Raw genomic sequence first — 26,360 nt, forward strand, 5'->3', positions numbered from 1 at the left:
TTTTTGCGAAAAGAACGGGAGAAATCAATTGCATATTGAAATTATTCACGCGGCGCACCGAATGCCAACGCGGCAGGGTTCTGTGTTTTACCCTCTTTCATTGCAATAAAACCATCCACCAGGTTTTGCAACATCCCAGCAGGATAGTGAAACAGTATCCCGGCCGTGTTGTTCGCCGCTTTGATAAAGGCTGCGTCCGCCTCACCCTGTCCGACCTGCTTGACCAACTTTGATGCCTCGGCGAAGAACCGCGCGCCGGCGGGTCCGCTATACCCAAACATGCCCTGAATGGCGCCAGACAACTCCCGCACACCGATTAAGGTACCGGTCATGTAGCTCAATTGTTCCTTGGCCAGCCATGCATACCATTCGTCATCGTCATCATCGCCCTTTCCCATTGCTTCCTTCAGGGCGCCGGAAAGGACAGTCGGAATCGTGTACAGCAGCATCATGTCGACGGCAAAACGTCCAACATCGTCAACTTTGCGGAAGTCGGTACGCTTGGCCGATTCGACAGTAAGGTTCCATGTCGAACTGAAGTATGAATAGAAGGTAGTCCACATTTTTTTCAATGGCCCACCACGCTGCACACTGGCCAAATCCTTGACCTGGCCGCCGCCTTGCGCGTCAATTACCGCCTGATCTGCAAGTGCGATCGCTCGCGGCTCATCGTTGTTTGTTTCGCTCATGTAGCGCTCATAAGCCCCCAGCCATGTGGGAATATCGACAACTGCTTGCATCTTTACGATCATGTAAAAATAGGTGGATTCGATGTCAGACTTCAGTCCGCCGGCACTTATCTGGTTGCGAATTTCAGCAATTTCACGGTTCTGAGTCTTGGTGCGCAGACGCATCATGTCAGAGCGCTCATAGACAAACTTCGTGGCGTTTTCCATATGCAGCGCGTCGCCGATGTAGCGCGAGATACCGCGCCCCATCCACTTGGCACCGATCTTGACGGTTGACTGTGTAAAGCCCAAAGGCTGCATCAGTGCCGTCGATACCTTCCAGCCCATTGCCGCCACGGTCACGCCGCTACGCAACCACGACATACTCCGCTCTACCGAGTCGCGCGCTCCGACCTCGCCGGCAGCAACATCGACTATCGCGTCGGAAATCGCCTTGTAAGTCTCGATACCGTAATAGTCGAGAATCGCACCATTCAATTTTGATGAGCCGAGAATCTTGTTAAGGTCGATCAGCACTTCGCGATGTGTGAGCGTTTGCAATACCGTGTCGATGTGCTGCAGGCCGACGCCCAAATCCAGCTTTATCTTGCGATTAATGATTTTCCCGGCACGTCCTTCAGTGAAGCCCGTATCGACGCCAGGACGCGCCACAGCGCCGCGCATTATGCGGTCGGCTTCTTCCTTCGCCCTATCGGTGTAGGAGCGCACAGAGTGGCGCTCATCGTATTTAATGGGGTAATAGCCGCCCTCGATGCGGCGGCCACTTGGCAACACAAAGCCGGACGCCTGAACCTTCTCCGGAGCGACCCCGTTGACGCGCTTGTCCTGAGCTGATATTTCCGGCCAATAGGAATCTATCAATTTCCACATGCCTTCTACGAACTGCCATTCGTGCGGCTGCAATTTATCCAGTGCGGCAAGCACTTGCTGGTCAGTCCAGTTGTAGCCGTCACGGATACGCTGGCGATTGCCATCGTTCCCATAGTTCAATGCCAGGGAAAGGATGTCAGACTTAGACATGCTCATGCCCAGCGACGGGTAATAATCTTTTGAGAGCAGCCCCAATCCCTTGATCTTGTTCCCGATACCAGGCTTGCGGAGCAGGTCATACAGTGCCGACAACTTCTGCGTCGCTTCTTCAGTCAAAACCGCTTTACGGTTCCCTGCCTCATTGATTGGCGCCATGAAGGTGCGCCACATGAAACCCTCGGTCTTGAAGCCGTCCATTTCGCCGAACAATGAAGACAGCTTGCGGTGAGCAACAAAGTAGCCGTCGCGCATCTCGCGGGCGGAATCCAGCCATGTGCGTGTGCCAATTGGCGCGCGCTTCTCACCCTTCGCGTTATCGACGATTGATTCGACTCCCTCGGCCACGACATCCGCCAGCTCGCGCTTGGCTTTGTCTGTAAGCAGTTTTGTCTTCAGATTGACCAGGTGTTCGATATTGGCGATGGCATCACGAACGGCAAGCAATTGGTCGAACGCCAGCGTTTTGTAGTTTCGGCGCTCAGCGTCCAGCAGGACGGAATCAGGAATCTGTACCGACTCGCCATTTTCAAGTTTCTCAGAAATGAAATTCAGCAGCTTTTCACGGCGGACAATATCAGTCTTCGACACATCGGCGAATTCGTACTGATCCAGCAGGTCATCGATTTGTTCCAGATAGGTCGCCCCAGCTTTACCGAACTTGGTGCGCGCTTTGCCCTTCAGGAATTTGCGGGCATAGGAATATATTTCGTCTGTGGCCTCCCGTGCTGCAGTTGCCTCCCTGTACAGATAGTGATTCAGCAGCTCACGCTGCTTCTGAATCGCAGCTTCCATAGCATCACCAGCGGCCATCGCTTTGAATGCTGCCTTGCCGGCCTTGCGCTCTGCCAAAAGGTAAGCATGAGGATTGATGTCGCGGACAGCGGTCTGACCTATCAGGCCGCGCGCAGCATTACGGAATGCCGAGACTGGCGGTGTTTCGGTTGCAGCCCGGGCAGCGCGCTTGGCTTCGCGCGCCTCATCCTTGATCTGCTTAATTTCAGCTTTCAGCTCGCTAATACGTTCATTCGAGATGCCGCGTTCCATTTCGACAACAAGGTTCTTCTCGGCCTCCATCCAGCGGCGTTCATACGCACGTTCGCGCGCTTCGAAGTCTGAATTAGACTTTGCCTTGTTGCGCTCAACTTTTACGAATGGCTCGACCTCGATCTGTTTTTTCCGTAGCGCCTGCAATTCCAACCGCAGGATATTTGCTTGCTCATCGTTGTGCAGCGATTCGATGGCCTCGTCCGCAAGCGTTCCGTCGATCATCATGTCGCCATGCTTGTCGACCATTCGTTTATCCGCCTCAGCCTCAACTAGCGCCTTGCGTGGGCGCATGTTTATCAAAGACTCGACCAGCTCGGCGCCAGACGTGAAGCCCACCAGCTCGGCGGCCGCATCCGGGTACATGCCTTCACCGGTTGTAGCGAAAACCGCCCCGCGCCCTTCACCATATCCACGGGGCAAGCGCTTGATATATGCCCGGCCAAACTGCTCGATCAATATTGACTTATCAAGTTTGAAAGGCGTACCGTCTGGCAGTTCGCCCTTGGTGAGCGCATCGAATGCCTTGTATTCAGGTAATGCATCCAACTCGTCATTGATTTGGACTTTTACTTTATCGCGCTCAGCATTCCACCAGGCCAGCTTTTCGCGGGCGAATTGGCGCATCAGCTTCGCTTGTAGATCCTCCTTTGCCCGGGCGGTTGCCGCCTCGATGCTACCCCGGTAGGCATCAAATTCCTCATTCGTCATGCCCGCCTCTTGCGCAGTTACAAACAAGGCCGACAAGTCGAGGTCATGCTTGGCAGCTTCGATTTCGGCATCGGATGCATAGATGCGATCAAATACACCGCGCACTTCGTCCGATAGCGAGACATTCAGGTCAGTCAGTGACCGGTAAATCATTGTGAGCCACGCCTTAAAGCGCTGGAACATTGCGCGCAGCTCGGCAGACGGCGCTTTGCCCTCCCGCAAATACGCTTCGTTCGCTCGTGCGAACAGTTCATGCTGCTCTATGCCGATTTGCTCGCGTGACTCAACATCCAGAAACTTCAAAATTCCGGCGTAATCAGATTTCAATTGCTCCGATGCAGTCGGGTCAGTTGCAAGGTCGCCCATGACTTCCAGCCAGAAGTGACCGGTTTCATGCAGGAATGTAGACAGGTCAGAGTTTTCCAGCAGTGCGATATTGAATTTACGATCTTTGCCAAACTGAATGTAACCCCGATTCTTATCGGTACCTTGACGCAAAATGGACGGATTAGCAGGGTCAAAGTCTCCATTGTTGCTGGTGGCAGATTTGATCTGATTCGACTCGAAAGCAACGAACACATCAGACTCAGGGTCTTTTCCAGTAGTAAGACTGTCATAGCTATCTCGAACGTTCCGGATAATAACGCCATCGTACCCATCTGCTTTTGCTTGCTTAACGAAATCATTCTTGTTGATGCTTACCTGCGCCTCTCTCCAATGTTTTCCGGCGGCATCCACTTCCAAAGGGTTCTTGATTGACACGTATGTCGGTATTACTGCAGGTACGGCAACTTGATAATCCCAAGCGCGACTATCGTCCGCATATGTTTCAGCAACTTTTTTCGATGATGTAAAGAAAAATGCGCGTTCATCAGCCGCCGCCCGTTTGGACTCCGGCGTGTTTCCGAATTTCAACATTCGATCTTTCATCGTCGCAAAAATACCGTCCTCATCTACAAATCTGGCATCAGGGCTGCCGTGGTAAACGATAAGCGGCTTGCCATCGGCATCGACTACCTTGCTATCGCCAAACCATTTTTTAAACGGTGCAGTCTCCGTGGCTATTGCGCCCTGGTCATAGACATTCCCAACGGCTGCGACCATCGCTTCCCGAATCTCGGTATTTGTGGCGGTGTGAATATCCACGCCAATGCTGTGCAGGTATTCACCCAGGCTATTCAGGTCGCGGCGCAGTGCCTGTAGATCGTCGTTAGCATTCGCGCTTGAATAGATGGGCTGCCCGCCAATCTCCTGCTGGATAGCGTCCAGAATGTCATCAACCGGATACCCGGCTTCTCGCGCCAGCGCTGCTGCCTCATCAACACCACGGCCAGTAATCTGCGCCAGGTTACGCATGAATGGCGCTTTGTCAGTATCGACCTCCATCTGGCGCAGCTCGCCGCCGGCGTCGTTGATCCCACCAATGGAGCGCAAGAAGTCGATTAGCCCTTGCCCGTTAACGTCAGTCTCAGTCGGTACTTCACCGGCGCGCAGGCGATCAAGCAACGGGTCAATCTGAATGTCGGAGTCACCCAAGCGCGTGAGGATGTCAGCCATTGGACGAATTACTTGCAGCCCGTAGCGCTCATGCAGTGCCAGCGGATCCAGCCCGCCACGTTCAGAAAGGTTCCCCATCGTGCGAGCGTACAAATTCGCATAAGTCTCAGCTGTACTGCGCTCCAACCCGCTGGCAATCAGTTGACCGACAATATCCTGCTGCATCGTTGCGATTGCTGGCGACCCCGTTTGTGGTGTAGCCAGTGACTCGATGATGTCGCGCATGTCTTCCGGCTGGTTCTTTGCGTACAGATCAGCTTCCCGGGCGGTCATTTCGCCTTGGTTGAAACGGATGTCCTGCATCAAGCCGTCGAAATGGGGCGTTTTGGCCGCACTTGTAATAAAGTCCGCCAGCGGAATAACAACATCGCCACCGGTTGCCAATGCTTCGGCGTAGTTCTTTGCACCCATCTCTGCCGCTGCCAACTCTGGCGGAATATTGACCGATTGAAAATATTGATTCAACTGTTCAGCCGGGATGAATATATTTTCCATCGCGCCGTTTGCTGTGTGCTTTGCTATGAAGTCGCGCACCCGTTCAGGCGCACGTTCAAATGTCTTTGATTCCACGACGCCATCCCGTAAAGCGGTCAGGATGTCGACGGAACGCTGCTCGCGCGAACCATTGGCCAGGCGGTCTGCTGACTTTGCAATCGCCGCTTGGCCTCCGCTGGCCACAAGTGTTGCGATCAGTGTCTGTGCTGCAGCGGATGGCCGCTCTTGCAGGTAATTCGCAAACGGCTTATTTGGATTCAGGACAGCCCATTCGTTCAGGTCTTGCAGAATCGTTGCGACCTGCTCGCCTGGTACCTCAGTCATCACTTGATTGATGGCAGTCTTGAACACGCTCGACTTCAAACCGATGTCACGCAGCAGGAAGGCCGCCGGCAAGCGTTCGGTCGCAAACTCAATAGCCGCTTGTGAGGCTCCGTAATTCAACGACGTGCCTACGGATTTCCCTTTGTCTCGCGCCTCACCATATGCCTGGCCACCTGTCTGCCCTGCCATCGCGTACAGCATCGGGGCTGGATTGCCAGATAAGACCGCAGCCGGGGCTGTCAGCAGGCTTGTACCAAGCGATTGGAAGCCCGATAGCGCCGACTTTTGAATAAAGCCCATGCCAGCCTGGTCGCCGCGCCACGCATCGCCAACGGCCTTGGAAACCTTGCGCTGGCCGGACGCCAAACCGGAAAGATAAGCAAACATGTTCGTGTCAGGGGATTCGCCGACGAGAGGCGAAATCGCTGACGCAGTTATGTCGGCACCGGCTTGCAGCACACCATAAAACCCTTCGTTAAAAGTAGGAAGGCCAGACGCAAACGAGCGCAGCGAATTTGCCCCGAAATTCATCGTGTCTTCCAGCGCCGAGATAGTTTTTACATCATCCTTTGCAAGTGCGGCCGTATTTGGATCAGAAAGCAATGCAGATGTCGAAGGATACTTTTCCGCAAGAGTCTTATAGTCGATGTCCTGCAGCGCAACTTGTCGCTCAAGGCTGGACTGGTCGAGCCGTGCCGCTTCCAGCGGAACACCGGCTTTCGCCGCCAGCCGTTGCAGCTTTGCTTCCACATCTGGATTTTTATCAGCAGCCGCTTGAAATGCGCCTTGCAAAGTTTGTTGAGTGTCAGCCTGGACTAAAGGCAGGTATGGGTTATCGTTTGGCATCAATTCACCTGAAGATTATTTTTGCGACGATACATATCAAGGATCATCGCTTCGGTTACTGGTCGCTTCGTTGCAGTGAGCGCAGCCACAATTTGGGCGCGATCTGCATCCGGAACGACAATGGTGTCGGTCGACTTCACGTTAAATTTCGGCGTGGAATTGGTGCCGAACCAGGTGCCTTTTATCGTCACATTGGTAAAAATGCCTGCAGTGACCTTTTCAACTTCGGCAGCGGTGAGCTTGCCGCCTTTGACCGATTCAGCCTGCGAGATGGCATCCTGTTGCGCGCGCATGGCACGACCAACCCGAGCGGCATCCGAGTCCGCTGAAGTGCTTGGTTTTGGTGTTGGGTCAATACCGGCTTGAGTAAGGTATGAATTCAGAATCTGTGTCGCGCTTCGCGTCGCTGTTGTGCTTTCCGATTTTCCGGTTCGGATATTTTCCTGCTCGGTCACCAGCTGCTTGAACTCGGCATCACCCAGCTTGCCCTTGAGTGCGTACAAATTCACCGATTTCAAAAGATCATCGTCGCGACGCAGGTCGTAATAAACGCCCCAATCGGTCGCTACAGCCTGCCCTTTCGCCCGCGTGTTTGCGTAGGCTTGCAGGTTATCTATCTTGTCACCGGGCAGCGCAGCTCGCATGTCGGCCGGCAGCCCGTTGTAGTTCCCGCCGTTTTGGTCGAGCAATTTATAGGCCTGGCCAACCAGGTCATCAGCGGCATCTTTTTCAGACTTCCTAGTCGCGTCATAGCGCTGAGTAACAGCGTCGACTGCTAGTTTTATGTAAGCTGGATCTTTCCCGGCCATTGCCGCGCGGGTCTGGTTTTGCAGCTCGACCAGGGTTACTTTAGGCACACCGGTACCGGCCGAGTATTGGCTTGCAATCGCTGGCACGTACTTTTGCGTTTCCTTCGGCATGAAGTCCATCCAGGAGCGTACCGGCACTGCCGGGTCATTCTTGTTCAGTGCAACCGACTTATCGGCTTTCTTGATCGCAGCATCAAGCGCCCCGGGACCGGCGTTGTATGCAGCCAATGCTTTATTCAAGTCACCGCCGTACTCTTTCAGCATGGCCTTCAAATAATCCTTGCCTACGCGGGTGCGCTCGGCATCGCTGCCATCCTTTGCAGGCGTTACGCCGTAGCCCGGATCAAGGTTGGTACCTGGCATAACCTGCATCTTGCCCTGTGCGCCTTTGGGCGAGGTTATGAGGTTGCCTTTGCTATCCCGTTCCCGATTTCCGGATTCTTGACCAGCAACTAGACCAACAAGTCGATCAAAATCAGTAGGCGCCATCTTCGGTACGTTCTCGCCGATAATCTTTTCAGCAGTCAGCAGCGCATCGTTTGTTTTGATTTCTTTTGTAATAGCCCCTTTGTATTTCAGGATGTCGTTAGCTTCCATACTCGCGCTATTCTTCTTCAGGTAATCTTCGGCATATCGAAGATTTCCCTCTTGAATTGAAAGCGCAAGCACACCGCTATGAATTTTTGAAACTTTGTCTTGCACTGCTGCTGTTATGGCATCGGCGGGAAGCCCTTCACGCATACCTTGAGCTCGCAACGAATCAGTAACCGTCGCAATAGATTTGTTCACAAGGTCAGGGTTCTGCCAATTCTGGAACGCGGCTTCGGATTCAAGAGTGACAGTGGCATTCGTGACGGTCTTACCGTACTCACTGATTTGTTGATTCTCATGGCGCTGCAATCCAGCCTTGAATTCAAGCTGTGAATCAATTAAACGCTGGCGAAACTTCGCCTTTTGGCGCTCATTGACCAGTCCGGATTCAATTTCGCTTCCGACAGTCCCGAACCTTTGAAGGTAGTCGTCTGACATGGACATGCCATTGTCGCGTGGCTTCATCACGTCACGGCCTTTGACATTGGCAAAGCCGCTTTCCGGTGACAGCGTCAAATCGAGTTGCTTCTCGCGCAGTTGATTGTAGGCATCCTGGACGCGCAAGTTATCGGCATCGTCTTGCGCCGCTTTGTATATGTCGACAGACCGACCTACCGCATCGGCTATCTGCCCTCCGAATGCGGCGGCAGGCGCAGCAGTCTGCTGAACTACTGGCGCAGCGATAGCATCGACTTGTGAGGTATAAGTAGGAACGCGCATTACTTCTTCTCATCCATTGTTGAAATCTTGTAGGAGGAATAAGCCTTAGAGCCGGTAGTCAGCAATGTTGAAAAAGCATTGTTCCGGCTACCGATTGCCGCAGCGTTGCTATCTGCAAGCGCATTCGCGCCTTGCAATTTCAAGCCATATGCCTGTTTCGATGCATTACTGCGGATGGTCATCGCATCAAACTCTCCAAGACCGGCCGTGTCGGACAACAATTGCAGGCCAGTTCCGGATGATGCATCCATGCCATTTGCTGCTAACGCGGCGTTCTGCTGTGCTAGAACTGCTCGAGTTTTGTTGCGTTGCTGCTGCTCTTCTACGGCACCACGATCAATTGCGTCCTTCGCGGCATATTCTGCCGATTGAGCATTGTTCCTACCGACAGCCTCTTGGTAATCTGCTTGATCCATGGACGACTTCATGGCCAAGCCACCAGCAGCGACCGCCAATAAAACTAAGGGAGGTGCGCACATTTTTATTTCTCCATTTCAAAGGGGTGAAACATCATTCGATAAGCCCCATACTTTTCCGGCGGGTGGATCGTGAAGCCAAGCCAGTTCAGCCATTCGATGGCTTTGGCATTGCGCGCATCCACGTAATTTACTAAGTGAGGGTATCGGTCAAGCATGACGCTCACCATCTTGCGATTGCGACGCAGAAATGGCTTTGCGTGTTGCTCGATCAAGTCAGTACCGATCATCCAAGGGTAGCCAGTCAGAGACATGAAGGACGCGCCCTGCACTCCAAAGATGCAGGCGACTTCATCGTCCACCAGGCCAGCCCACGCCATCTCAGCGCGTTCAACACACTCAGGCAAAAGCAGCTCTACATCCCTGCCGGCGGAAGCCATCACTTCGTTTCTGTCGGCCTGCCGAATGTTCGGCGCCATCGCCGCCACGTGCGCCAAGGTAGCTGGCTCAATTGAATATTTCATCAGACGCCGCCTACCGTTACATCAGGGATGATCGCCAAGATGGTCGCCGGCAGCGGATCGTTTTGACGAATCAAAACAGTTCCCTCTTTCGACCAGCTTGTCGACATCAAACCCTCATACATGCCGGTTGCACTTTTCACCGGCTCGTCATAGTTTTCTTCTTCACGCTGCATAAACTCCCACAAGCTGTCAGCGTCTTCTCCGTACATCAAACCACGCGTATCCTCGACCACCATCCTTACCGCGTTGATCAGTTTCTTCTTGTCCAGAAGCGTTTCTTGACTTGGTACGGACAAACTCAAAGTCTCTACTTCGGCCTCGATGGGCAAGCCGACATGCACGACAACCCCGGCATATTGAAGCTCTACTGAACCGCCAGACACGGTCAATTGTGGATGCACATTTCCATCGGCGAGGACACTGCATGTCTTACCCTCCAAATGTGATAACCCGCTGAATTGCTTGCGCGCCAGCCCCCAGGTAACCGTGGCTAAGTCGCGCAGTGATTCTGGAATGTCCCGATTGGCCTGCGCCTTCACATGCTTTGCATCGGTGAATTCAATGACCTTCAAACGGATAATTTGAGTGCCGACAGGAAAGTGAATCTCAGTGTCTATGCTGTCTGCAGTGAACGAATCAACTGAAGCAGAAACGACAAAAATGTCGTCGCTGTATTTCCAGGTGGTGCCGCCTGTGATGGTCATGGTCGTGTTCTGCGCATTCCGTCCGTCATAGGTCAGACCGGAATCAACGAAGAAGTAATCCAGCGGCGAATTGAACATGCGGGTGTTTGCACGCTCGATGTAGCGCTTTTGAACTCCGTTGATAGTCCGCTTGATAACAGCATAGACAACGTCTTCGCCGCCCTCGGAAATGCATGCGATCGATTCGAATTTTCCGTCGGTGTCGTGGCGATGCCAGCCCACTACCTGCTGCTCTTTCAGATAGGTCATGCCCAACAGCACCCCGTCCGACCGGACACACCAAACGACCTGATGCGGCACCTGCTGGAAGCACCATTCAGTAATTGTGTGTTTCGCAAATAGATGGGACGCCAGCTGCGTCAAATCTTGGCCACCGTAACTATCTGATGCAAAGTCAAACGCCATCTCGCGGATGGTCTTACCTTTTTCCTGCACGTAAATTGCTGTATTGCCGACGATAAGCGGCGGGATCCAGGATGCGCCTCGATAGCTTTGTGGCTTCACCGCAACCGTGGCCGGCGCAATTACATCACTCTGGCCAGTAGTTACGATCCATTCCGAACCAGACGTCAGGATTGCCAGCTTATCCAATGGCAGCAAGTGCCGGACGGCATTCACCTGGCGCCCCGGTATCGGGAAGGTGATTGAATCGTCATCCACAAGCGGCTGACTGGTGCCGAAGTCCGGATAATTCCCGATGCGCGACAACCAATTACGCTGCGGCTGCGCTGGCGTACCGGCAAAAACCTGACGATTCTGGAAATATGCCACTGCACCCGGGAAGCCCTGATCGCCTCCCCAGGCCGAAAAAGCCCACTTGTACGTCGCGCCAGCGGCACCAACTGCACCATCCGGAATACGGGATACAACCGTTGCCGTTACATGCTGCGCATCGGTGAATCCAGTTATGCGAGCGACGCCAAAGCCGGGATGCAGGAAGCGCCAAACCACACCGCCGTCCGACCAGTCGTCGGCGTCGTGCGTAGGTCGTAGTGATGCTGTGGTGCCGGCAGCGACCGCAAGATAGTATTTCCCATCCGACCGTCGAATATCATTTGCCCCGACCGATTTGCCTGCTTCCCAAGGCGTCCCGTAATCTTTTTGTTCAATATAGAAATCGGTTCCGACCAAATCAGCATTAAACAATGCTGTGGTCGCTGTTAGCGTAACGTTGCCGGTGGCAGCAGATGAATAGACGGTCTTGGCCAAGTCGACGTTGACATCACGGAATGGCCCATTGGTGTTTTTAAACCCTGTCACAGTCCATGCCGTATGCCCGGTACGTGAAATCTGGCGCGGTTGAAATTCCTGATGTACCACCGTTAATACATCGGCGGATTGTGTCCAGTTGAGCAGGGCAAGGTCTGACAGTTCGCGCAAGTCGTTCGACTCGTACGGTGTTGCCACTGTATAGATCGTGCCTGGCTCACTTTCAATGAAGCCGCCATCTTTGATAAATTGCAGCGTCAGATGACCGAACGAAAGAATATAGGTCTGCTGTGTCGAGAATTCAAAAGGCACCAGGCGCGTGTAGAAGTCTGAGTCTTCGACCTCGCCGACAAACCGATAGCCCGCACGGTTAGTCACGCCACCATACTGCTGCACGATGAAATTGCGGCATGTCTTAAGACTGATGCCATAACGCGCAAGGTCGACGCGACCATATAACGATGGCGCTAACTCACCGCCGGTAAGCGAAGGCTGGATAATGCTTGTCATTAGCCCCGCCCTCTGATGAATTCAGATTCCGGCTCTTGACCTTCCTGCCCTTCATTCATTGAAGTTGTGCCGGCTATTGCAATTTCATATTGATACATTTGTACGGCCGTCTTCGCCAAAGAGGCCAATGCAGATAAAGGCAGCGCTATTTCACCGGCAAGTTTCCATGCAACCGCACTTGCAAATTGCGGCGAGAACAAATTCGGGTCGGTTACGCGACGGGTATAAACCAACTCAGCAAGCGACTGGTCTGTGTACAAAACCTTCGCCTCACCCTCGACCGACAATTCGAACTCGATACGGTGCTTTGCGTCGGGCTCACGCATGCCTACCACGGTCAAGTGGCGAGCCTTCAGGCAATCGGACGGCACGGCATATTTGAATGCCCAATTCTTTGGAGGATTTCCAAGGTTGGATAACTGCTGTCGCTTGGTTGCGAAGTTCCAGTCGTAGTCCGTCAGAACCAGGTCGCGGCAGGGCTCATAGAACAGCTTGCAATTGCTCGCCTGCTGTGAACGCTCATCAAGACTTGCGATATAACGAGAAATCGCAACACGTCCCAGCGCCATATTGCATATGGTGACTTCTGAACTGGCCATTAGTCGCTTCCATACATCCGTTTGGCCGCCGGCGTTCCGTCGCCCGTCAGTTCCATGTCGGTGATTTGCAGGCTGACATTCGCGTCTTTACCTGATTGGCTTTCATATTGGGAAGTGCTTGTCACTTCAACTGTTGCGACAAGTGTCAACTTCTCACCAACGCCCGGTGGCGTCTTAATGCCCAGCTTTGTCAGGCTTTCATCTGACAAGCTCAAAGAAAGCCCGTAGGGATACGCAGGCGATTCACCATCCGACGGCGCCACACAGCAGCCAGACTCATCTTTCGCTTCTTTTGGCGTCAGCTTCATGTTGACCATTGCCATATCATTTCCTTGTCCGTGACTGATGAGTGTGGCGCGAGGGTTCTAGCCCCGCGCCATGCTATTTACTTCTTGGAGCTGCCGGTGGATTTAGCCGAAGTACCGGATTGCTTCTGCTCGCCGGCAGGCGCATCCTTCTTCGTTTCCTGCATCCACGAACCCAGCTCGCCTTCGTATGAGAATTCTTCGCCGACTTCACGTGTCTTGACGCCGTCGAATCCCTTTTTGGTTGCAATGACTTGCATGTCGCTCTCCTGATAATTGGTTAAACGACGCGCTTACAGTGCGTCTGGATAAGCCTTGGTATCTGCGACGTGATCCGCCGTAGTCAACCAGGCCGTGACGGTGACGCTCGGTGTGGTTCCGCCAACGTCGAAGAACAGGCCGAGGTAACGCAGGTCAGTTTTGGCGATTGGCAAGAAATGCAACGAGCCGGCCTTCAACGAGGCTGCCGGAATGGTGATGCTGCCCACATCTGAAGGCGAAGTCATTGCAGCTGCGGCCGAAGTACGGGCTGTGAAGGTGTATGTTTCATCGCCAGTAGTTGCATCGGCAGCCACGTCAACGGACAGTGCAATCATGAGATTGCCAATCGCGCCGAGGTTGCGGCCTGGCACACCGAGGTCAATTACATTTGCGGAAATTACGTCAGCAGTGACGGCTTGTTTTGCCGACAACTGCAGGTGTTTATCGATATACATGTGAGACTCCTAAATATTTGAGAAATGGTTGAAGCCGCAGCTCGCGGCTTCGTGTGTCGCAGCCTGGTTAGACGACGCGCGCTTCGGTGTTCAGAATCGCGTCTACCTTGCGCACAGGAATGTCATCAAACTGGACGACCTTCTTGCCCGCAACTTCGCTCATGGACAAGTGCACGTTTTCCTTATTCGTAATTTGACGACGCAAGAAGGAACGAATAGTGCGATTGCAATAAAAGACCGGTTTGCCCAAACCAATATTCGGAATCAGTTCAATTGCCTGCACCATCAGGTCAACCAAATCTGCGCCGGCAGCAGCGTTCTTGGTCAGTTCGGAAACATCGACGTTTGCAATACGAACCACATAGCGCCAATCGCGCAGTGTCAGACCCGGATCCCATTTGTAATGCGAGCGGTATCCCTGATACTTGCCGCCGTTTTGGTCGATCAAGGTATGCTCACCGAGATCCTGATGTTTCAGGCCGGCAGTAGAGCCTTTAGGGTAGATACCGTGGATGGTATTTGCGCCCCACACGACCAAGATGATGGAGGTATTGTCCGAACCGGTACCGCCGGCATCAATGATGTTGTCGCCGTTCTCGGCAGACTTTTGGCTGTAACGCGGGATGATGCCGTGGAAGCGCTCAGGGGTAGCGCCCACGTTGCCGTAGATTAAAGTCTCGGCAAAGTTTTGATTCATCGATTCGATAAACGCGCGGTCTTCGGACAAGCGGAATTCTGGCGCGTTGTTGTTCAAATCGGCCAGCGCCTTATCCACTTCCGCATACGCTTCCAGCATACCGGTCGAGTCTTTTACCTGTACGGTGGTCGATTTCGACGGTTGCACACCATAGTTCAACAAACGCCACTCGGTATTCGGCAGACCTGAACGGATCGTAGTCTTGTGCGTGGTGCCGTCATTGGCTTCAATCCATGGCATGTCCTGGATGATTTCATTCGTTTCAGCCAGCATTTCGACAATGACATCGATGTTGCCTTCCTTGGTCATGCGGGATGCCAGGTCAATCAGTGTCGGCGCAGTATTGCCGATGGTTGAGCCCACAAAGCCAATCATGGCCGCGTCAGCTGGATGCATGCCGCCGAGAGATACTACGGCGAATGCGACGAGTGCAAACAAGATCATTTGCACATGGTGGTTTTTAAACAGTTTCTTCATGTGACACTCCTAGTTAAATTAAGATTTTTTGCCGTACATACGATTTGCGGCCGATTCGCTTTCACCTGATGGCTTTTCAGATGGAACGAAGTTGTCCTCGGCCATTGCTTTACCAATGCGAGCAAACACCCGAACCAGCTCCGGATGGTTTCCCATCTTTGTGCTGTCCAGCGCCTTCATGAGTTCAGGGGTGCCAAACTTGGCAAGTGCTGACTGCGAGTGCGTGATAGTTTGTTTCAACGCAGTCCCGCCGATTTCCTTGTCAGTTTTGATTTCCCCGACCCATGTATTCACCTGCTTGTTCCATGCTTCATGCTGCTTTTGTACGAACGATGCTTGCAGTCCCACCAGCTTCTGTGCCTGATCATTTGTAAGATTCATCTCACGGGCGATAGGCTCAAATTCGGCGACAGCTTCAGGGTCGAGAGTGACGCCTTCAGGAGCAACGAATTCATACTTTTCTGGCGCGCCTTCCAGCTTTTCGTCTTCTTCCGTCTCGCCCTCAGGCTTCTCGGTTTCGGACTCGTCCTTGTTGGTCGCGTCAGTTGTGGCAGCATCCGCATTTGTTTCAGCAGATGGTTTATCCGTCCCTTCATCAGTCTCAGTAACCTGAGTCGTCAGAAAGGACGTATCAGCCTGAACATCACTTGCAGCCGCGTTTGTGGTGTTATCCGGCACGGTAGTAGTTGTGTTGTCAGTCATTGATTCAGTCCTTTGCTTCTTCAGTCATTAGCAGATACTTTTTGGCATCTGCTTCCATAAGATCGGCCAGCAACTTCAGGCCGATGTCCCGTTTTCCCTCATTGAAAAATGTCGTGCTGTTTCCTGTAAACGAACTCTTGAACACGCCGCAATCGCATAGTGTTTTCCAATAGAACCGTCGCCCTTCTTTGGTCGACAACACCACACGGAGGTCTTCAAGTTCACGTTCCCGCCCACGCAGTTCCTTCTTTTTACGGTCGGCGACTTGGCTTTCGTCGGATGCGTTGAATGTCTTTTCCGTCACGCTGTTGCCCCTTGCATGTTCTGAATTACGCGAGCCAAAGCGTTATCACCGCTCAAATCGGCGCTGGCCATTGTCTGCGCCGCTTTCGCGCCCTGCTCAGCCAATTGCATGGATTCGGCAGCCTGCTGCTGCTTAGCTCGCTGCGCACGGATGGCGGCTACTTCTTCTTCCGAATTGATAATCTTTGGTGTCAAGCCGATCATTCCGCCGTACTCATCGATAGTTGCGTCGCGGTTCCACTTGTCCAGGACGCTTGGATCTGCGGCGGCCATGTTCCCCATGAACCCGGCAAATCGCTCGATGGAACCAAGTCCGACCATGCGCAATGCCTGCGCCATGACAGAGGTGTATTCGACCTTCAATTCGACATCGCGCATCGAATCAGGCGGAACAGGGATCAGGCCAGGCAATCCCGCATCCCAATCTGGGCGGGAACGCTGAACCATGATTGCGAAAGTGCGGTCGATCAGCGGGTCAAGCAGTTCATCGTTGAGTCGGTCAATTACCGGGCCGAGGACAAGCAGCTTTTCTTCCTTACGTTCAGCAATCTCGGTTGCGGTGATCTGAGCCCGCTCCATGTTGGTCAACATCAGGAACAGGTCTTCGAAGAATGCGCGCTTGATCCGTTGCTCGTCATTCTGGATGTCAGCCGTCAATGCGCTCAACCAGGTGGGGTTAGGCTCATAAACCGGTTTAAATCCTTGCGAACCTTGGTTCACGTCGACATAGGTCACATCACCAGGCAGTAATGAGGCGCGTTGATTCTTCAACGCTGAAGGCGCGGCCATTGGTGGATTCGCCCCTTTGTCGATCATCATGGCTTTGCGCTTTTCTTTAAGCTGCAGCGCCATGATGTCGCCGAGTGCGTCCATAGCTGGCGAGTTGCCATAGATGTCTTCACCGGTCACCGACCAGCGAGGCACCATGACCGGGAAGTCGTCAAAGCCAGATTCGCGCAGGAACTTTTCAGGGTCGCTAGGATTGGTTGTCCCAACGGCACCACGCTCCATGTAGCAGGACTGGAATTTCTTGTGCTTGGAATGCAGCTTGTCGGGATCGAAATTAGGATTTCGGCGAACCACATGGGCGACTTCGATCCACTGTTCCCCCTCATTTGCCTGGTACATGCGCCGCACTTGGTCGGAACAATTCTCAATGCCGAATTTCTGCACAAGCTGGCGCGCCGTCATTTGCCATTCCCGAATGATCGTGTCGACCTTGCCGCGCTCATCATTGGCAATCGCGTACGAACCAATTGGGAAATTCTGGAACCGAATGATTGTTTCATCATCTTCCAGCGCTGCCATGGCGGCGGTACCGTACACGCCCAGCTCGGCATACACGATAGGCAATGCGTTATAGAGATTGGATCGTGTGAAAACTTCGCGCATCCGGACGCCGACCTGATCCAGCCAGTCTTTGACATCGTCCATATCGTCCAGATCGGGATTGCCAGTCGACAGCTTGAACCAAGGGCGGGCGGGCGACGTAACGCCGGCCATCATCCCCGATGACAAGGTGCGTGAAGACAATGTCGCCGTGTTGTTGACGATCTTCTTGTTGCGCTTTTCGCCTCGACCTGTTTGCGAGATGAAGAAGCGCGCAGAGCGCGGCAAGATGTATTCGTTCAGGTCGCGCCAATGCGAAATGTAGCTATCCCGTTCCAATCGAAGCGAGCCGATTAGACGGTTGTAAATGGCAACCTTGGTATCTTCCACTTATTGCCCGAGCAGTTGTTTCTGAGCGATTGGCGCAGCGTCAGTAACGCCTGCAGCGCCGGTCAGCATGGTGGATGATTGGCCAGCGACTGCCTGGCGACGCTTACGCTCGCGGTCACGCGAATCAACCACTGCCTGCTCCTGCTCAGTGACGACAGGTGGCGGCGGTGTTGGTGCGGCTGGCGGCGGTGGTGCACTGGATAAGCACATGGTCAACCCCTAGAAAGTTAAAAATACGGAGAAAATCCACGCGGAATAGGACAGCGCGCAAGCAAGCAGACATGCCGAGACCAAGCGCTCGCGTAGGCGGACAATGCGAAATGTGTTTGCATGGCGGTGGTAAGACTCAGCCAAATAGCTGGAAACGAGCGATGCGATACCGCAGCTCAGGCCGAACAGGTCAATCGCCTGGTGCGCCTTGATGACATACAGGTTCAGGATGTTCAAACCCACAGCAATAACCGCAAGGGTCAGACCGATGCGGCAGGCGTTTTCGTCGTGGTTGTAATCGTTGATTCGCATCTCGCAGCCTCATCCATGTGGAATTGGCGCGAGTGTTTGCGAAAAGTTTTTGCGTCGTCAATACGATTTGAATGTTTTTCGATCAGCCTGCATATGGATCGTATTCAGTGGCGAGTCCGGACTTGTTGAGGCCGGGAATGCCACGATACCGTTTGCCGACTGGATAGGCAAAAGACAGTGCCAGCGCGTCGCCCTTGTTCGGCGATGGCAGGCCGCGAGCCTTCATGTCCGGCTTTGATTCCAGTTGTATCTTGCCGTCCATACGCGGCACGGTTTCAGGGCTGATCAGGTCTTGATACAGCTCTGCATCGTCTTCAATCGCGCCGCCAGCCTTCAGCCATGTCTTGATACCGCCCCACATTTCCGAACGCTTGTTCAGGAAGCCGTGGTCTGTTGCCTTCTCGCCGAACCAGACAAGCTGCCAGGCGCGCCCCATCGTGTCACCGGCAGACTTGATGCCTGTGCCATATCCCGCGTCAATGAAAACGGCGTCCGCTTCATGCTCGTCTTCCAGCTGTGCAATCAGGTTGGCCATCTGGATGTCGTTATCGTTTTTCGGGATCGACCGCAAAACCCTGAACCGCAAGCCCTGACGCAAGCCGATGACGAACGGATCGTCGCCACTCCATGAAGGGTCAACCGTGAGAATCTTTGGCGCAAAGTCGTACTGATCTGCCCGCAGATGGCGCTTTTGTGCCTCGTCGACATCTTCAACGGATATGAATTGCTTGGCGCTGGCAGACGGGAACATGCCGCGAACACGGACTTTGACGAAGTCGGAATCCTCGCCATAGTCATCGACCCATTGCTGCATCTGCTTCTTGTTGGTGATCTTGACAGTGCGCGAGTCGATCTGCCTGCAGCTCCAACGGTGCCGGAATTTACGGAAGCATTCACGGAATCGGCCAGTATTCTGCGTCGGGTTACCGAACGCCACCCAAATGATTTCAGTGTCGTTATCGGTTAGCGCGCCTTCGGTAACTTCCCATATCGGATCAGCGATCTTGGACGCTTCGTCAAACACCACGATGATGCGGCGGCCTTGGTTGTGCAGACCGGCGAACGCTTCCGTATTGTTTTCCGACCATGGAATTGCATCGATGCGCCAGGTCTTTTCATGCGCCTTGTCGACCGATGCCAGCGCCGTGGCTGAACAGTTGAACCAGTCCCGGGTGATAGACAGCCGGTGCCACTTGGCCAGCTCTGCCCATGTCTTTGTGCGTAACTGGTTGTCTGTATTGGCTGTGACGACGCCCTTTGTGTCTTCGAATGTATCCAGCCCCCACTTGATGAGCCAGCAAATCAGCGCGGATTTACCGATGCCGTGGCCAGACGCAACAGCGATCTGGATTGCCTCAGATGCGCCAGAGATAGCCCCGCTTTTGAGTTTGTCGCCTATTTCGTTGAGGACATCGCGCTGCCACTGGTCGGGACCATCGGGGAATTTGGCCAGCTCGCCGGCGCCCCAATCGAATGAATACAGCACATAACCCAGCGGGTCATGGGTGAATGAAGCGATGTCTTCAATCAGTTCCTGCTTCAGTTGTTCTTCAGGCGTCATTTAAATAACTCATGAAGTATCTTCTTCAGGTCTGGCTTTGGCTGAACCAGCATGGATTCAAGTGGGATATGCTTCGCGCTTCCATCAGCATCAATTGAAACGAAACCTGTCCCATAAAACATCACATCGTTTGTGGCCTTCAGTGCTTCACGTTTAGCAACTCGTATATATCGGTAATAAAGCCGCCACCATTCACGCGTTGTCATTTCTTCTCCCTCGCGCGCTCCCGGGCTGCCTTCATTCGCCCGGATATGGATGTCGTGTCTTTGACTTCCAGCACATCGGTGAACAGCTTCAAGTGGCGGCCAACCATCAGCAGCGCGTTGTCTTTGCTGTGGAATGCCATTTCGATGCCATGCTTGCCATGCTTCAGCCCCGCAAACACGGACTTGGCTTCGGGTGACAAATTGCGAGTGTCGGCCATGACGATACGGCCGATACCATCGCCAAAGCATTCAGGGCAGTCTTCGACCGGCGGCTTGCGCGGGTCAAATCCGGTACCGCCCATCGTCTTGAAATCCTCGCCGTCCTTCTCTGCCAGCTTCTGGTCGCGCGCCCATTCAGCATCAGTGCGCTGATAGTCATGGTCAAAGCCATAGCAGTGCCGGCAGCAGCCCACGCGATGCTGGATCAGTTCGTTCCGGTCAACTGTGGCGATGTTCCAGAATTCCTGCAGAACCTTTTCGGCCGAGATTCCGACCTTCTCCGCCCGCTTATACATTGCCTTTTGTATCTCAGCGGCAACCTTAGGCTTCCTTAACAGGCGGTAAGCCTCTACCCCAGCGACGTTATCGTTCTTTGGAGTGAATCCTGCCTTCTTGTAGGCACCGGTTGCATTCAGGGTAACGATGTACTCTGCAACGAAGCGCAACTGCAGCGGAGTCAATGGAGTGTCGTCCAGGTCACGCTTCACAGGCGCGCGCTTGGCAGCCACCTTCTTCGCAGCCGGCTTTGCTGCTGCCTTTTTTGCAACAGGCTTCTTCGGTGCGGCCTTCTTCATTCAGCACTCCCATAGCGATCAGCAAACCACACTGCAATCCGCTTTTGACCTGCTGGTGAGATGCGCTCATCGCAGTGTTGGCTGCGAGTGGCATATTCCATAACCTGAGAGAGCATGGACATAATGTTCAGTTCATCGTGTTTGCAGTCATCCACCCGGATACCAAGGCACACAGGTGGGTATGGTTCGCGCTCGCTCATAGCACCTCCTTCAACGTCAGCACCAGCAAGGCACCAATAACCACACCGATGCAGAACAACCCGAGCGCGGCGACCAGACCGCCACGCTGCTTCGGCTTTCCGTTCATTTCCACATAGGTCACGCCGCCGGACTTGTCCTTCACCGCATGCACTTTGTATTCCTTGTCACCCATTACAAACCCCTTGCTGCAAGCGCAGCCTCTGCCGCCAGCTGCGCGCTGGTCGGTACGTAATACATCGTAGGATTGCCGCCGCAGCGGACACGCCGAATCAGCTTTAATCCTACCAATTTGATCAACACTTCAGTCATGCGCGCAGTGGGTATCCCGAAGTAGGCAGCCAACTGCGCGGATTGATACTGAAACCCGACACGCTCCTTCAAGCGCGTCATAACCGCTTCTTCCGAAAAATGGCGCTGCACGGCCTTATCCACCTTGGCCAACGTCACGCATGCACCTTGTTCATAGATTCCTTTGGGTAAAACACTTTGATGTCATCCAGTACATCGCGCGGATCCACATACCAGTCATAAACGCCTACCAGGTTGTTGGCCAGCAGGCGGGTTTTGGCCTCAAACGACCCCGATGTGCTTTTCGTCACCACGATCTTCCCGGCGATCATGAAGATGGCAACCGGCACATCTACGCCCTCGATCATCTCAATGGCGCGCCGGAATGCCTTTTCTATGGGCTCAACCGGTGGCTTGAACTGTCCCCGCAATGCCATGTCATGCCCCCTTTCCGAATGCCTTGTCCGCCCACTCCTGCCGGCTCGTAATGGTCTTGCCTTCCGCCTGGGTGAACCGCTTGCAGGTACGCTCCCGCGTGATGTTCACGAACATGCCGACTTCCTCATGCTTGCACTTCCCGAATCCCGTGGCGCTGTGCTTTTTGAAAGTCTGCAAATCGAGGTTTGCACATGTCAGGCACTTCATACTGTCTGCCCATCGACTTGCCTACCTCGCTTCAGCAATGCCAGTGCATCGGTCAGGTCAGGCTTGACCGTTTGCGGGGCGTCCTTGACCACTGCAGGCGCTTGGCTAATTCTCGGCGCCGGGGCTTTCCCACCGTTATCGACCGCCGCCACTACGCGAGCCTTGAAAACGAAGAACGGTTCGCCTGGCAATGGCTTGATCGGCGGATCAAGTATCAATCCCTTGTCTTCCACGCCCTTGTCTGTTGCATGCCACGGGATCAAGCTCTTGCCCCCTTCTTTCTTGGCCGCCATGCAAGCAGCTTTCAGGAAAGATGCAGCGTCAGCAGGTTGCTTGACCACGGCAGAGCGCACTGCTTCGATGACAATTTCGTCGCCATAGTCTTTGCACAGCTTTCCAACGAAGGTGCCGCATTGATCTTTCGGCATACCTTGCTCGCTAAGCAGCGATTTACCTGCGCGCCAAAGCTCGGTTTTTGCCATGTCTTCCGGCGATTTGTCGCTGGGCGGTTCGCCGCCCGTACCGATAGGTACGGAATCTGTTCCTGATCCTGCTCTTGTTTCTGCTCTTGTTCCTGTTCTTGGCTTCGGAGGGGCTTGCAAGGGGCTTTCAAGGGTCAGATGAAAAGCGCTTGAATAACGCTCAAAAAAAGCTGCTTTGAACTCGCCTGTCATAGCGGAAAACGCCTTTTTCACTGCTTTGACCTGGTTGTCATTTACCTTCAATTCTTCACCGATCTGGAACTTGGCCATTTCGTAGACAAAAACGGTTTCGCTTTCCTCGTCATACATGCAGAAATTCTTCTCGATAAGGCTTTGAAGCCCCTTGCAAGCCCCTTCCATATCCAGCCCGGTTTCGTGCGCAATGTACAGTTTCGGAATCTGGAACACGCCTGTCATTTCGGACATCGTGCAGGTCATCAGGTAGAGGGCGACGATCTGCGCTTCAGGGTCTTTGCGCAGTGATTTACCAGTGCTGCCCGTCCAAAACTTGGCACTGATCTTTCCATAGTCACGCATGGCCTGATTCCTTCAATTCTTTCAACTTGCGCCGGTATGTCGCTTCAATCTTGATCAACATCTCTCGCGTCCACTTAATGCTGGTGTTGTTGCATTCCAGCGCTTCAACGGCTTCCAGTCCGATGCGTTTAATCAGTCCGATACGGAAATCTACAGCCCGGCCTGCTCCATAGCGGTTACAGTCCTTCAACTGACGGTGCACATTGTTTTCCACGAATCGCATGTGATCTGCGCTGCCACGGCTGCGATAGTGGCCGGCATCCCATATGCCACCGCGCGACCATTCCCCACCCCATTTCCCGCAGCAGATGCACGGCAGGTGCTTGTCACGCTCCCGGATGAACGCATTGAATGCGATTTGAGCGCGCGCTTTCAACTGAGGGATGGTTCGAATCTCTGCTTTACGCTCGCGTATACTTGCCCGTTCAGCCTTCGCTACCTGGCGCGCAATTTTTTCGCGTTTCCGCTTTGCTACCTCAGCGGCGCATTCGACACCGCAGGCAACGTGCGACATCGACTTCGGCACATAGCGATTCGGGCAAACACTGCACTTTCTGGTTTTGCGAACAGATACGCGCAGGATATTTGCGCGCGGCTTGAATCCGGTACGCGTCATTGGTGCGGAGCGCTTCATATCAACTCCACCTGTTCTGGGAACGCTTGAAGCAGCGGTATTGGAATATATGGAGCGGCCAATCGATTGCAAGCAGTATCAAAATGAGAAACATCGCTTTCAAACCCGATGAATTTGCGACCAGAATTTGCGCATGCGACACCCGTGGTGCAGCTTCCCATAGTGTTGTCGAGAACAAGATCACCTGAATTGGAATACGTCCTAATCATGTATTCCATCAGAGCGACTGGTTTTTGAGTTGGGTGCAGATTTGACTTTTGCTTATCGCTCGAGAAAAACTGAACTGATCTCGGGTACCGACTAGTTGAATCATATTCAGCAAGTCCGAAAGCCCTGCCGTAGCATTCAGAATTGACCGCACGTCGCTTCGTTGTTTCACGCTTGTGACCGTGAGTGATTTGCGGGTTATAGGTTGGTTGTTTCTTATAGAAAGCAAGAATACTTTCATGCGCACGCAACGGTTGCTTCTTCGCGTTCAGAAAACCTGTCGCATTTCCTTTTTCCCAAATCCACTCGCACCGGTACCATTCGAGATTACTGGCAACAAGCAAACTAGTGAATGGTTGCGCAGCCGTGAGCAGTACTGCGCCATTTGGTTTTAGAACGCGTTTGTATTGCTCCCAAAGTGGGGCCATTGGAATAACGAAGTCCCAAGAGCATTCAGTCGTGCCATAAGGCAGGTCGGCAAAGATCATATCTACGCTGCCATCTGCGATTAGCGGGAACAAGTCCATGCAATCGCCAAAGTACAGCTTTGCATCACCAATAATTACCGGCCTCATCGGTCAAACCCATGCAGTACTGTTTCCATCATCTCGGCGGCTTTATCAGCGCCAAGGTGTTTCCACAAATAGACGGCGGCATGCTGACCACGTAAGAAAGCCAGCATCGCGTCGTGAAACTCGCGCATTGCGGGCTCGTCCATTTCCATGTAGCTGATCGACTTAGGCAGCGGCACGACGCCGCCCTTCGGTCCCGCGACCCAATCGACATGCCCGGCACCGACCTTGATCCAGTTGCGGAATTGGTCAAAGTGCTGGAATTTGTCTTGAGCCTCAAAGATCGCCTGCTCTAACGCCATGTGATAGCGATGGAAGCGGCCACTGCGCGGCGCGCGGGTACCGACTTCGATAATCTCGCCGGATTCAAGGCTGAAAGCAGTCTTCAAGAAGCGAATCCATCGTTTCTGGTTCTTTTCATCAACGCCGCGCAAACCGTTGGTCATCACGCGCTGCGCGGTGTTTATCTCTGCATCGGTCAAAGCGATGCTGCGATCCCGCATAACGAGTGCTTGGCTCACTGCAGCAGCTCCATTTGTTCAACTGGCATTGCAACTGGCTTCACGTGTACGAAGACGGAAACATGGGAAATCGGGCAGACTTGCCGATCCAGGAGGCGGACAAGCTGCTTTGTTTCTTCACGCAGCTCAAACACCCGGCCACTGATGACATTCGGGGTCAAGCCGGTCAACTTGGCCAACTGCTGGCCGGTATAGGCGCGGCCTGGCTCCATCACGGATAGGATTAACGCCTGTTGACGCGCCCTGTCATTCTGTACGCGGCCATGAAAGCAATCGATTGAAGACTGCGCGACTTGAGTTTTCATACTTTCCTCCAGCAACGATCACAGCATTTGTACTGCGCCAACTGGCGCGCCGTTACCACCCGACCACAAGCGCAGCGCTTCCGGATATGCGACATCGGCGCTCTTGCCGATTCAGCGCGGTACCGTTGTTCTGCGTTTGGGGTTGTGTGTGTCGTCATGAATTACCCTTGAATCAATACGAATTTTTCATTTGCTTTGTCTGTCTCGATGATTGCCGGGCGCTTTGGCTTGCCCTCGTCATCCAATTTGATGCCACGGTCTTTAAACATCAGCATCAAAACTTCGTCTTGCGTTTTGTCTTCGCCATACGTGCCGGCGATACGCGCCGCTTTGTATTCTGCAAATGTCACTTCTGCCCGGATTGGGCCACTACCTTTTTTCATGCTGTTGCCTTTTGCTCTGCGATCTGTGCTTCAAGAATGGTCAATTGCGATTGCATAGCGATCCACTGGCTGACAAAGGTATTGCCGACAGCTTCTTCAAATGCGGGGATGTACTTGGCTGGCATGTCGCGCATCTCATGCCCGCGTTCATCAAGGTCACGATCTGAAAAATAGTCACTGGCGTGACTTGGCCGCATACCTGTTCGTTCGCAAATCGTGGCGCGCGTCATGTTCTTCACGCGGCTGTTTGCAAGTGCCAGGCGGCACACGTCCCGATAGGACTTAATTTTCTTAATCAATGAGGCCGGAACAACTGCCGGACCTTCAAGACGTGGCATCAAGTTAATTCGTTGAGTATTCATATTGCTGCTGCATTCTTATAGGTTGATTCGGCTTCGGCTTGGGTTGCAAAGCAACCGAGGTACTTGCTTTTGTAATAAACGCTGTACGGACGTGCCTTTACTGGACCAATCGTCCAACCTCTGCCCGTACCAGCTCTCGGCGATCCACCGCATTTACCGGGAAGGTTCAAAAATGCATCTTTGTGGTTCTGTTCCTGTTTAACGATAGAAACGTTTCCCACTTTGTACGGGCCGGTATCACCTGTTCTAGCCATGCAATAGCAACCTTTTTGATTGCCGCGTAACTCATACTTCCCTGACGACTCCCATATCTGAAGCCACTCCTCGAATGTCATGTCCCACGCAACTCCGCGATACTTGGCTGCGGCTTTCTGCATTGAAAACTGTCGGCGCGCTTTGCTGACGTAAGGTGATTTATTTTTCATAGTTATCAATAAATACAAT

30 protein-coding genes are annotated in these 26,360 nt (G+C 53.4%); all 30 read right to left on the reverse strand.

The genetic code is table 11. From position 1 onward, the window contains the following. Positions 1-41 precede the first annotated feature (41 nt). The 30 genes from IXC47_RS08935 to IXC47_RS09080 all read right to left on the reverse strand — a co-directional run bounded on the left by IXC47_RS08935 (position 42) and on the right by IXC47_RS09080 (position 26,341). Positions 42-6,695, reverse strand: coding sequence for an ADP-ribosyltransferase-containing protein (locus IXC47_RS08935; protein ID WP_195875354.1), 6,654 nt, complete (start codon positions 6,693-6,695; stop codon positions 42-44). Continuing rightward, positions 6,695-8,815: a transglycosylase SLT domain-containing protein gene (locus IXC47_RS08940; protein WP_195875355.1), complete on the reverse strand. Its 2,121-nt coding sequence runs from the start codon at positions 8,813-8,815 to the stop codon at positions 6,695-6,697. Before IXC47_RS08940 ends, IXC47_RS08935 begins: the two co-directional genes overlap by 1 nt. After that, entirely contained in the window at positions 8,815-9,231 is a 417-nt protein-coding gene (locus IXC47_RS08945) for a hypothetical protein (RefSeq protein ID WP_195875356.1), read from the reverse strand. Before IXC47_RS08945 ends, IXC47_RS08940 begins: the two co-directional genes overlap by 1 nt. Before the next feature lie 65 nt (positions 9,232-9,296). Beyond that, positions 9,297-9,755: a hypothetical protein gene (locus tag IXC47_RS08950; RefSeq protein WP_195875357.1), complete on the reverse strand. Its 459-nt coding sequence runs from the start codon at positions 9,753-9,755 to the stop codon at positions 9,297-9,299. Beyond that, positions 9,755-12,178, reverse strand: coding sequence for a hypothetical protein (locus IXC47_RS08955; protein ID WP_195875358.1), 2,424 nt, complete (start codon positions 12,176-12,178; stop codon positions 9,755-9,757). The genes IXC47_RS08950 and IXC47_RS08955 overlap by 1 nt, the downstream gene beginning before the upstream one ends. Continuing rightward, positions 12,178-12,777 carry a hypothetical protein gene (locus IXC47_RS08960; protein ID WP_195875359.1) on the reverse strand — a complete coding sequence of 200 codons (600 nt, stop codon included), beginning with the start codon at positions 12,775-12,777 and terminating at the stop codon, positions 12,178-12,180. Before IXC47_RS08960 ends, IXC47_RS08955 begins: the two co-directional genes overlap by 1 nt. Then, positions 12,777-13,100: a capsid staple protein gene (gene gp10 / locus IXC47_RS08965; protein ID WP_195875360.1), complete on the reverse strand. Its 324-nt coding sequence runs from the start codon at positions 13,098-13,100 to the stop codon at positions 12,777-12,779. Before gp10 ends, IXC47_RS08960 begins: the two co-directional genes overlap by 1 nt. Positions 13,101-13,162: 62 nt before the next feature. Further along, a complete protein-coding gene (locus IXC47_RS08970) occupies positions 13,163-13,342 on the reverse strand; it encodes a hypothetical protein (protein WP_195875361.1) in 180 nt (59 codons plus the stop codon). Between the two features lie 33 nt (positions 13,343-13,375). After that, positions 13,376-13,798, reverse strand: coding sequence for a Bbp16 family capsid cement protein (locus tag IXC47_RS08975; protein ID WP_195875362.1), 423 nt, complete (start codon positions 13,796-13,798; stop codon positions 13,376-13,378). 67 nt (positions 13,799-13,865) lie between these two features. After that, positions 13,866-14,870, reverse strand: coding sequence for a major capsid protein (locus IXC47_RS08980; protein ID WP_195875403.1), 1,005 nt, complete (start codon positions 14,868-14,870; stop codon positions 13,866-13,868). Between the two features lie 120 nt (positions 14,871-14,990). Continuing rightward, on the reverse strand, positions 14,991-15,674 hold the full coding sequence (locus IXC47_RS08985) for a peptidase (RefSeq protein ID WP_195875363.1): 684 nt from the start codon (positions 15,672-15,674) through the stop codon (positions 14,991-14,993). Between the two features lie 4 nt (positions 15,675-15,678). Beyond that, entirely contained in the window at positions 15,679-15,978 is a 300-nt protein-coding gene (locus IXC47_RS08990) for a Bbp19 family protein (protein ID WP_195875364.1), read from the reverse strand. Continuing rightward, entirely contained in the window at positions 15,975-17,696 is a 1,722-nt protein-coding gene (locus IXC47_RS08995) for a portal protein (protein WP_195875365.1), read from the reverse strand. Before IXC47_RS08995 ends, IXC47_RS08990 begins: the two co-directional genes overlap by 4 nt. Beyond that, positions 17,697-17,906 (reverse strand): hypothetical protein, encoded by a 210-nt coding sequence (locus tag IXC47_RS09000; RefSeq protein WP_195875366.1) that lies wholly within the window; start codon positions 17,904-17,906, stop codon positions 17,697-17,699. It abuts the gene before it with no gap. A 9-nt stretch (positions 17,907-17,915) separates the two neighbouring features. Further along, positions 17,916-18,218, reverse strand: a complete 303-nt coding sequence (locus IXC47_RS09005; protein ID WP_195875367.1) for a hypothetical protein — start codon at positions 18,216-18,218, stop codon at positions 17,916-17,918. Between the two features lie 82 nt (positions 18,219-18,300). Further along, on the reverse strand, positions 18,301-19,779 hold the full coding sequence (locus tag IXC47_RS09010; protein WP_195875368.1) for a terminase: 1,479 nt from the start codon (positions 19,777-19,779) through the stop codon (positions 18,301-18,303). Then, positions 19,776-19,985: a hypothetical protein gene (locus tag IXC47_RS09015; protein ID WP_195875369.1), complete on the reverse strand. Its 210-nt coding sequence runs from the start codon at positions 19,983-19,985 to the stop codon at positions 19,776-19,778. Before IXC47_RS09015 ends, IXC47_RS09010 begins: the two co-directional genes overlap by 4 nt. Then, the gene (locus tag IXC47_RS09020; protein WP_195875370.1) at positions 19,982-20,779 is read right to left on the reverse strand and encodes a terminase small subunit; all 798 of its coding nucleotides are present in this window, start codon (positions 20,777-20,779) and stop codon (positions 19,982-19,984) included. Before IXC47_RS09020 ends, IXC47_RS09015 begins: the two co-directional genes overlap by 4 nt. After that, positions 20,776-20,979 (reverse strand): hypothetical protein, encoded by a 204-nt coding sequence (locus IXC47_RS09025; RefSeq protein WP_195875371.1) that lies wholly within the window; start codon positions 20,977-20,979, stop codon positions 20,776-20,778. The genes IXC47_RS09020 and IXC47_RS09025 overlap by 4 nt, the downstream gene beginning before the upstream one ends. Next, the gene (locus IXC47_RS09030; protein ID WP_195875372.1) at positions 20,976-21,152 is read right to left on the reverse strand and encodes a hypothetical protein; all 177 of its coding nucleotides are present in this window, start codon (positions 21,150-21,152) and stop codon (positions 20,976-20,978) included. Before IXC47_RS09030 ends, IXC47_RS09025 begins: the two co-directional genes overlap by 4 nt. Then, positions 21,152-21,427, reverse strand: a complete 276-nt coding sequence (locus tag IXC47_RS09035) for a hypothetical protein (RefSeq protein ID WP_195875373.1) — start codon at positions 21,425-21,427, stop codon at positions 21,152-21,154. Before IXC47_RS09035 ends, IXC47_RS09030 begins: the two co-directional genes overlap by 1 nt. Further along, positions 21,424-21,705: a hypothetical protein gene (locus tag IXC47_RS09040; protein WP_195875374.1), complete on the reverse strand. Its 282-nt coding sequence runs from the start codon at positions 21,703-21,705 to the stop codon at positions 21,424-21,426. Before IXC47_RS09040 ends, IXC47_RS09035 begins: the two co-directional genes overlap by 4 nt. Positions 21,706-21,909: 204 nt before the next feature. Further along, the gene (locus IXC47_RS09045; RefSeq protein ID WP_195875375.1) at positions 21,910-22,932 is read right to left on the reverse strand and encodes a hypothetical protein; all 1,023 of its coding nucleotides are present in this window, start codon (positions 22,930-22,932) and stop codon (positions 21,910-21,912) included. Beyond that, positions 22,925-23,566 carry a recombination protein NinG gene (locus IXC47_RS09050; RefSeq protein ID WP_230089471.1) on the reverse strand — a complete coding sequence of 214 codons (642 nt, stop codon included), beginning with the start codon at positions 23,564-23,566 and terminating at the stop codon, positions 22,925-22,927. The genes IXC47_RS09045 and IXC47_RS09050 overlap by 8 nt, the downstream gene beginning before the upstream one ends. After that, positions 23,563-24,300 (reverse strand): DNA-methyltransferase, encoded by a 738-nt coding sequence (locus IXC47_RS09055; protein WP_230089472.1) that lies wholly within the window; start codon positions 24,298-24,300, stop codon positions 23,563-23,565. The genes IXC47_RS09050 and IXC47_RS09055 overlap by 4 nt, the downstream gene beginning before the upstream one ends. 44 nt (positions 24,301-24,344) lie before the next feature. Then, the gene (locus IXC47_RS19515) at positions 24,345-24,866 is read right to left on the reverse strand and encodes a DUF1367 family protein (protein WP_195875377.1); all 522 of its coding nucleotides are present in this window, start codon (positions 24,864-24,866) and stop codon (positions 24,345-24,347) included. Beyond that, positions 24,863-25,171, reverse strand: coding sequence for a hypothetical protein (locus IXC47_RS09065; protein ID WP_195875378.1), 309 nt, complete (start codon positions 25,169-25,171; stop codon positions 24,863-24,865). Before IXC47_RS09065 ends, IXC47_RS19515 begins: the two co-directional genes overlap by 4 nt. A gap of 161 nt (positions 25,172-25,332) precedes the next feature. Further along, positions 25,333-25,554 carry a hypothetical protein gene (locus tag IXC47_RS09070; RefSeq protein ID WP_195875379.1) on the reverse strand — a complete coding sequence of 74 codons (222 nt, stop codon included), beginning with the start codon at positions 25,552-25,554 and terminating at the stop codon, positions 25,333-25,335. Further along, positions 25,551-25,916, reverse strand: coding sequence for a hypothetical protein (locus IXC47_RS09075; RefSeq protein WP_195875380.1), 366 nt, complete (start codon positions 25,914-25,916; stop codon positions 25,551-25,553). The genes IXC47_RS09070 and IXC47_RS09075 overlap by 4 nt, the downstream gene beginning before the upstream one ends. Then, positions 25,913-26,341: a hypothetical protein gene (locus IXC47_RS09080; protein ID WP_195875381.1), complete on the reverse strand. Its 429-nt coding sequence runs from the start codon at positions 26,339-26,341 to the stop codon at positions 25,913-25,915. The genes IXC47_RS09075 and IXC47_RS09080 overlap by 4 nt, the downstream gene beginning before the upstream one ends. Between the last annotated feature and the right edge of the window lie 19 nt (positions 26,342-26,360).

It is taken from the genome of Herminiimonas contaminans, from assembly GCF_015645465.1.
GTDB classification, from domain to species: Bacteria; Pseudomonadota; Gammaproteobacteria; order Burkholderiales; family Burkholderiaceae_D; genus Oxalicibacterium; species Oxalicibacterium contaminans.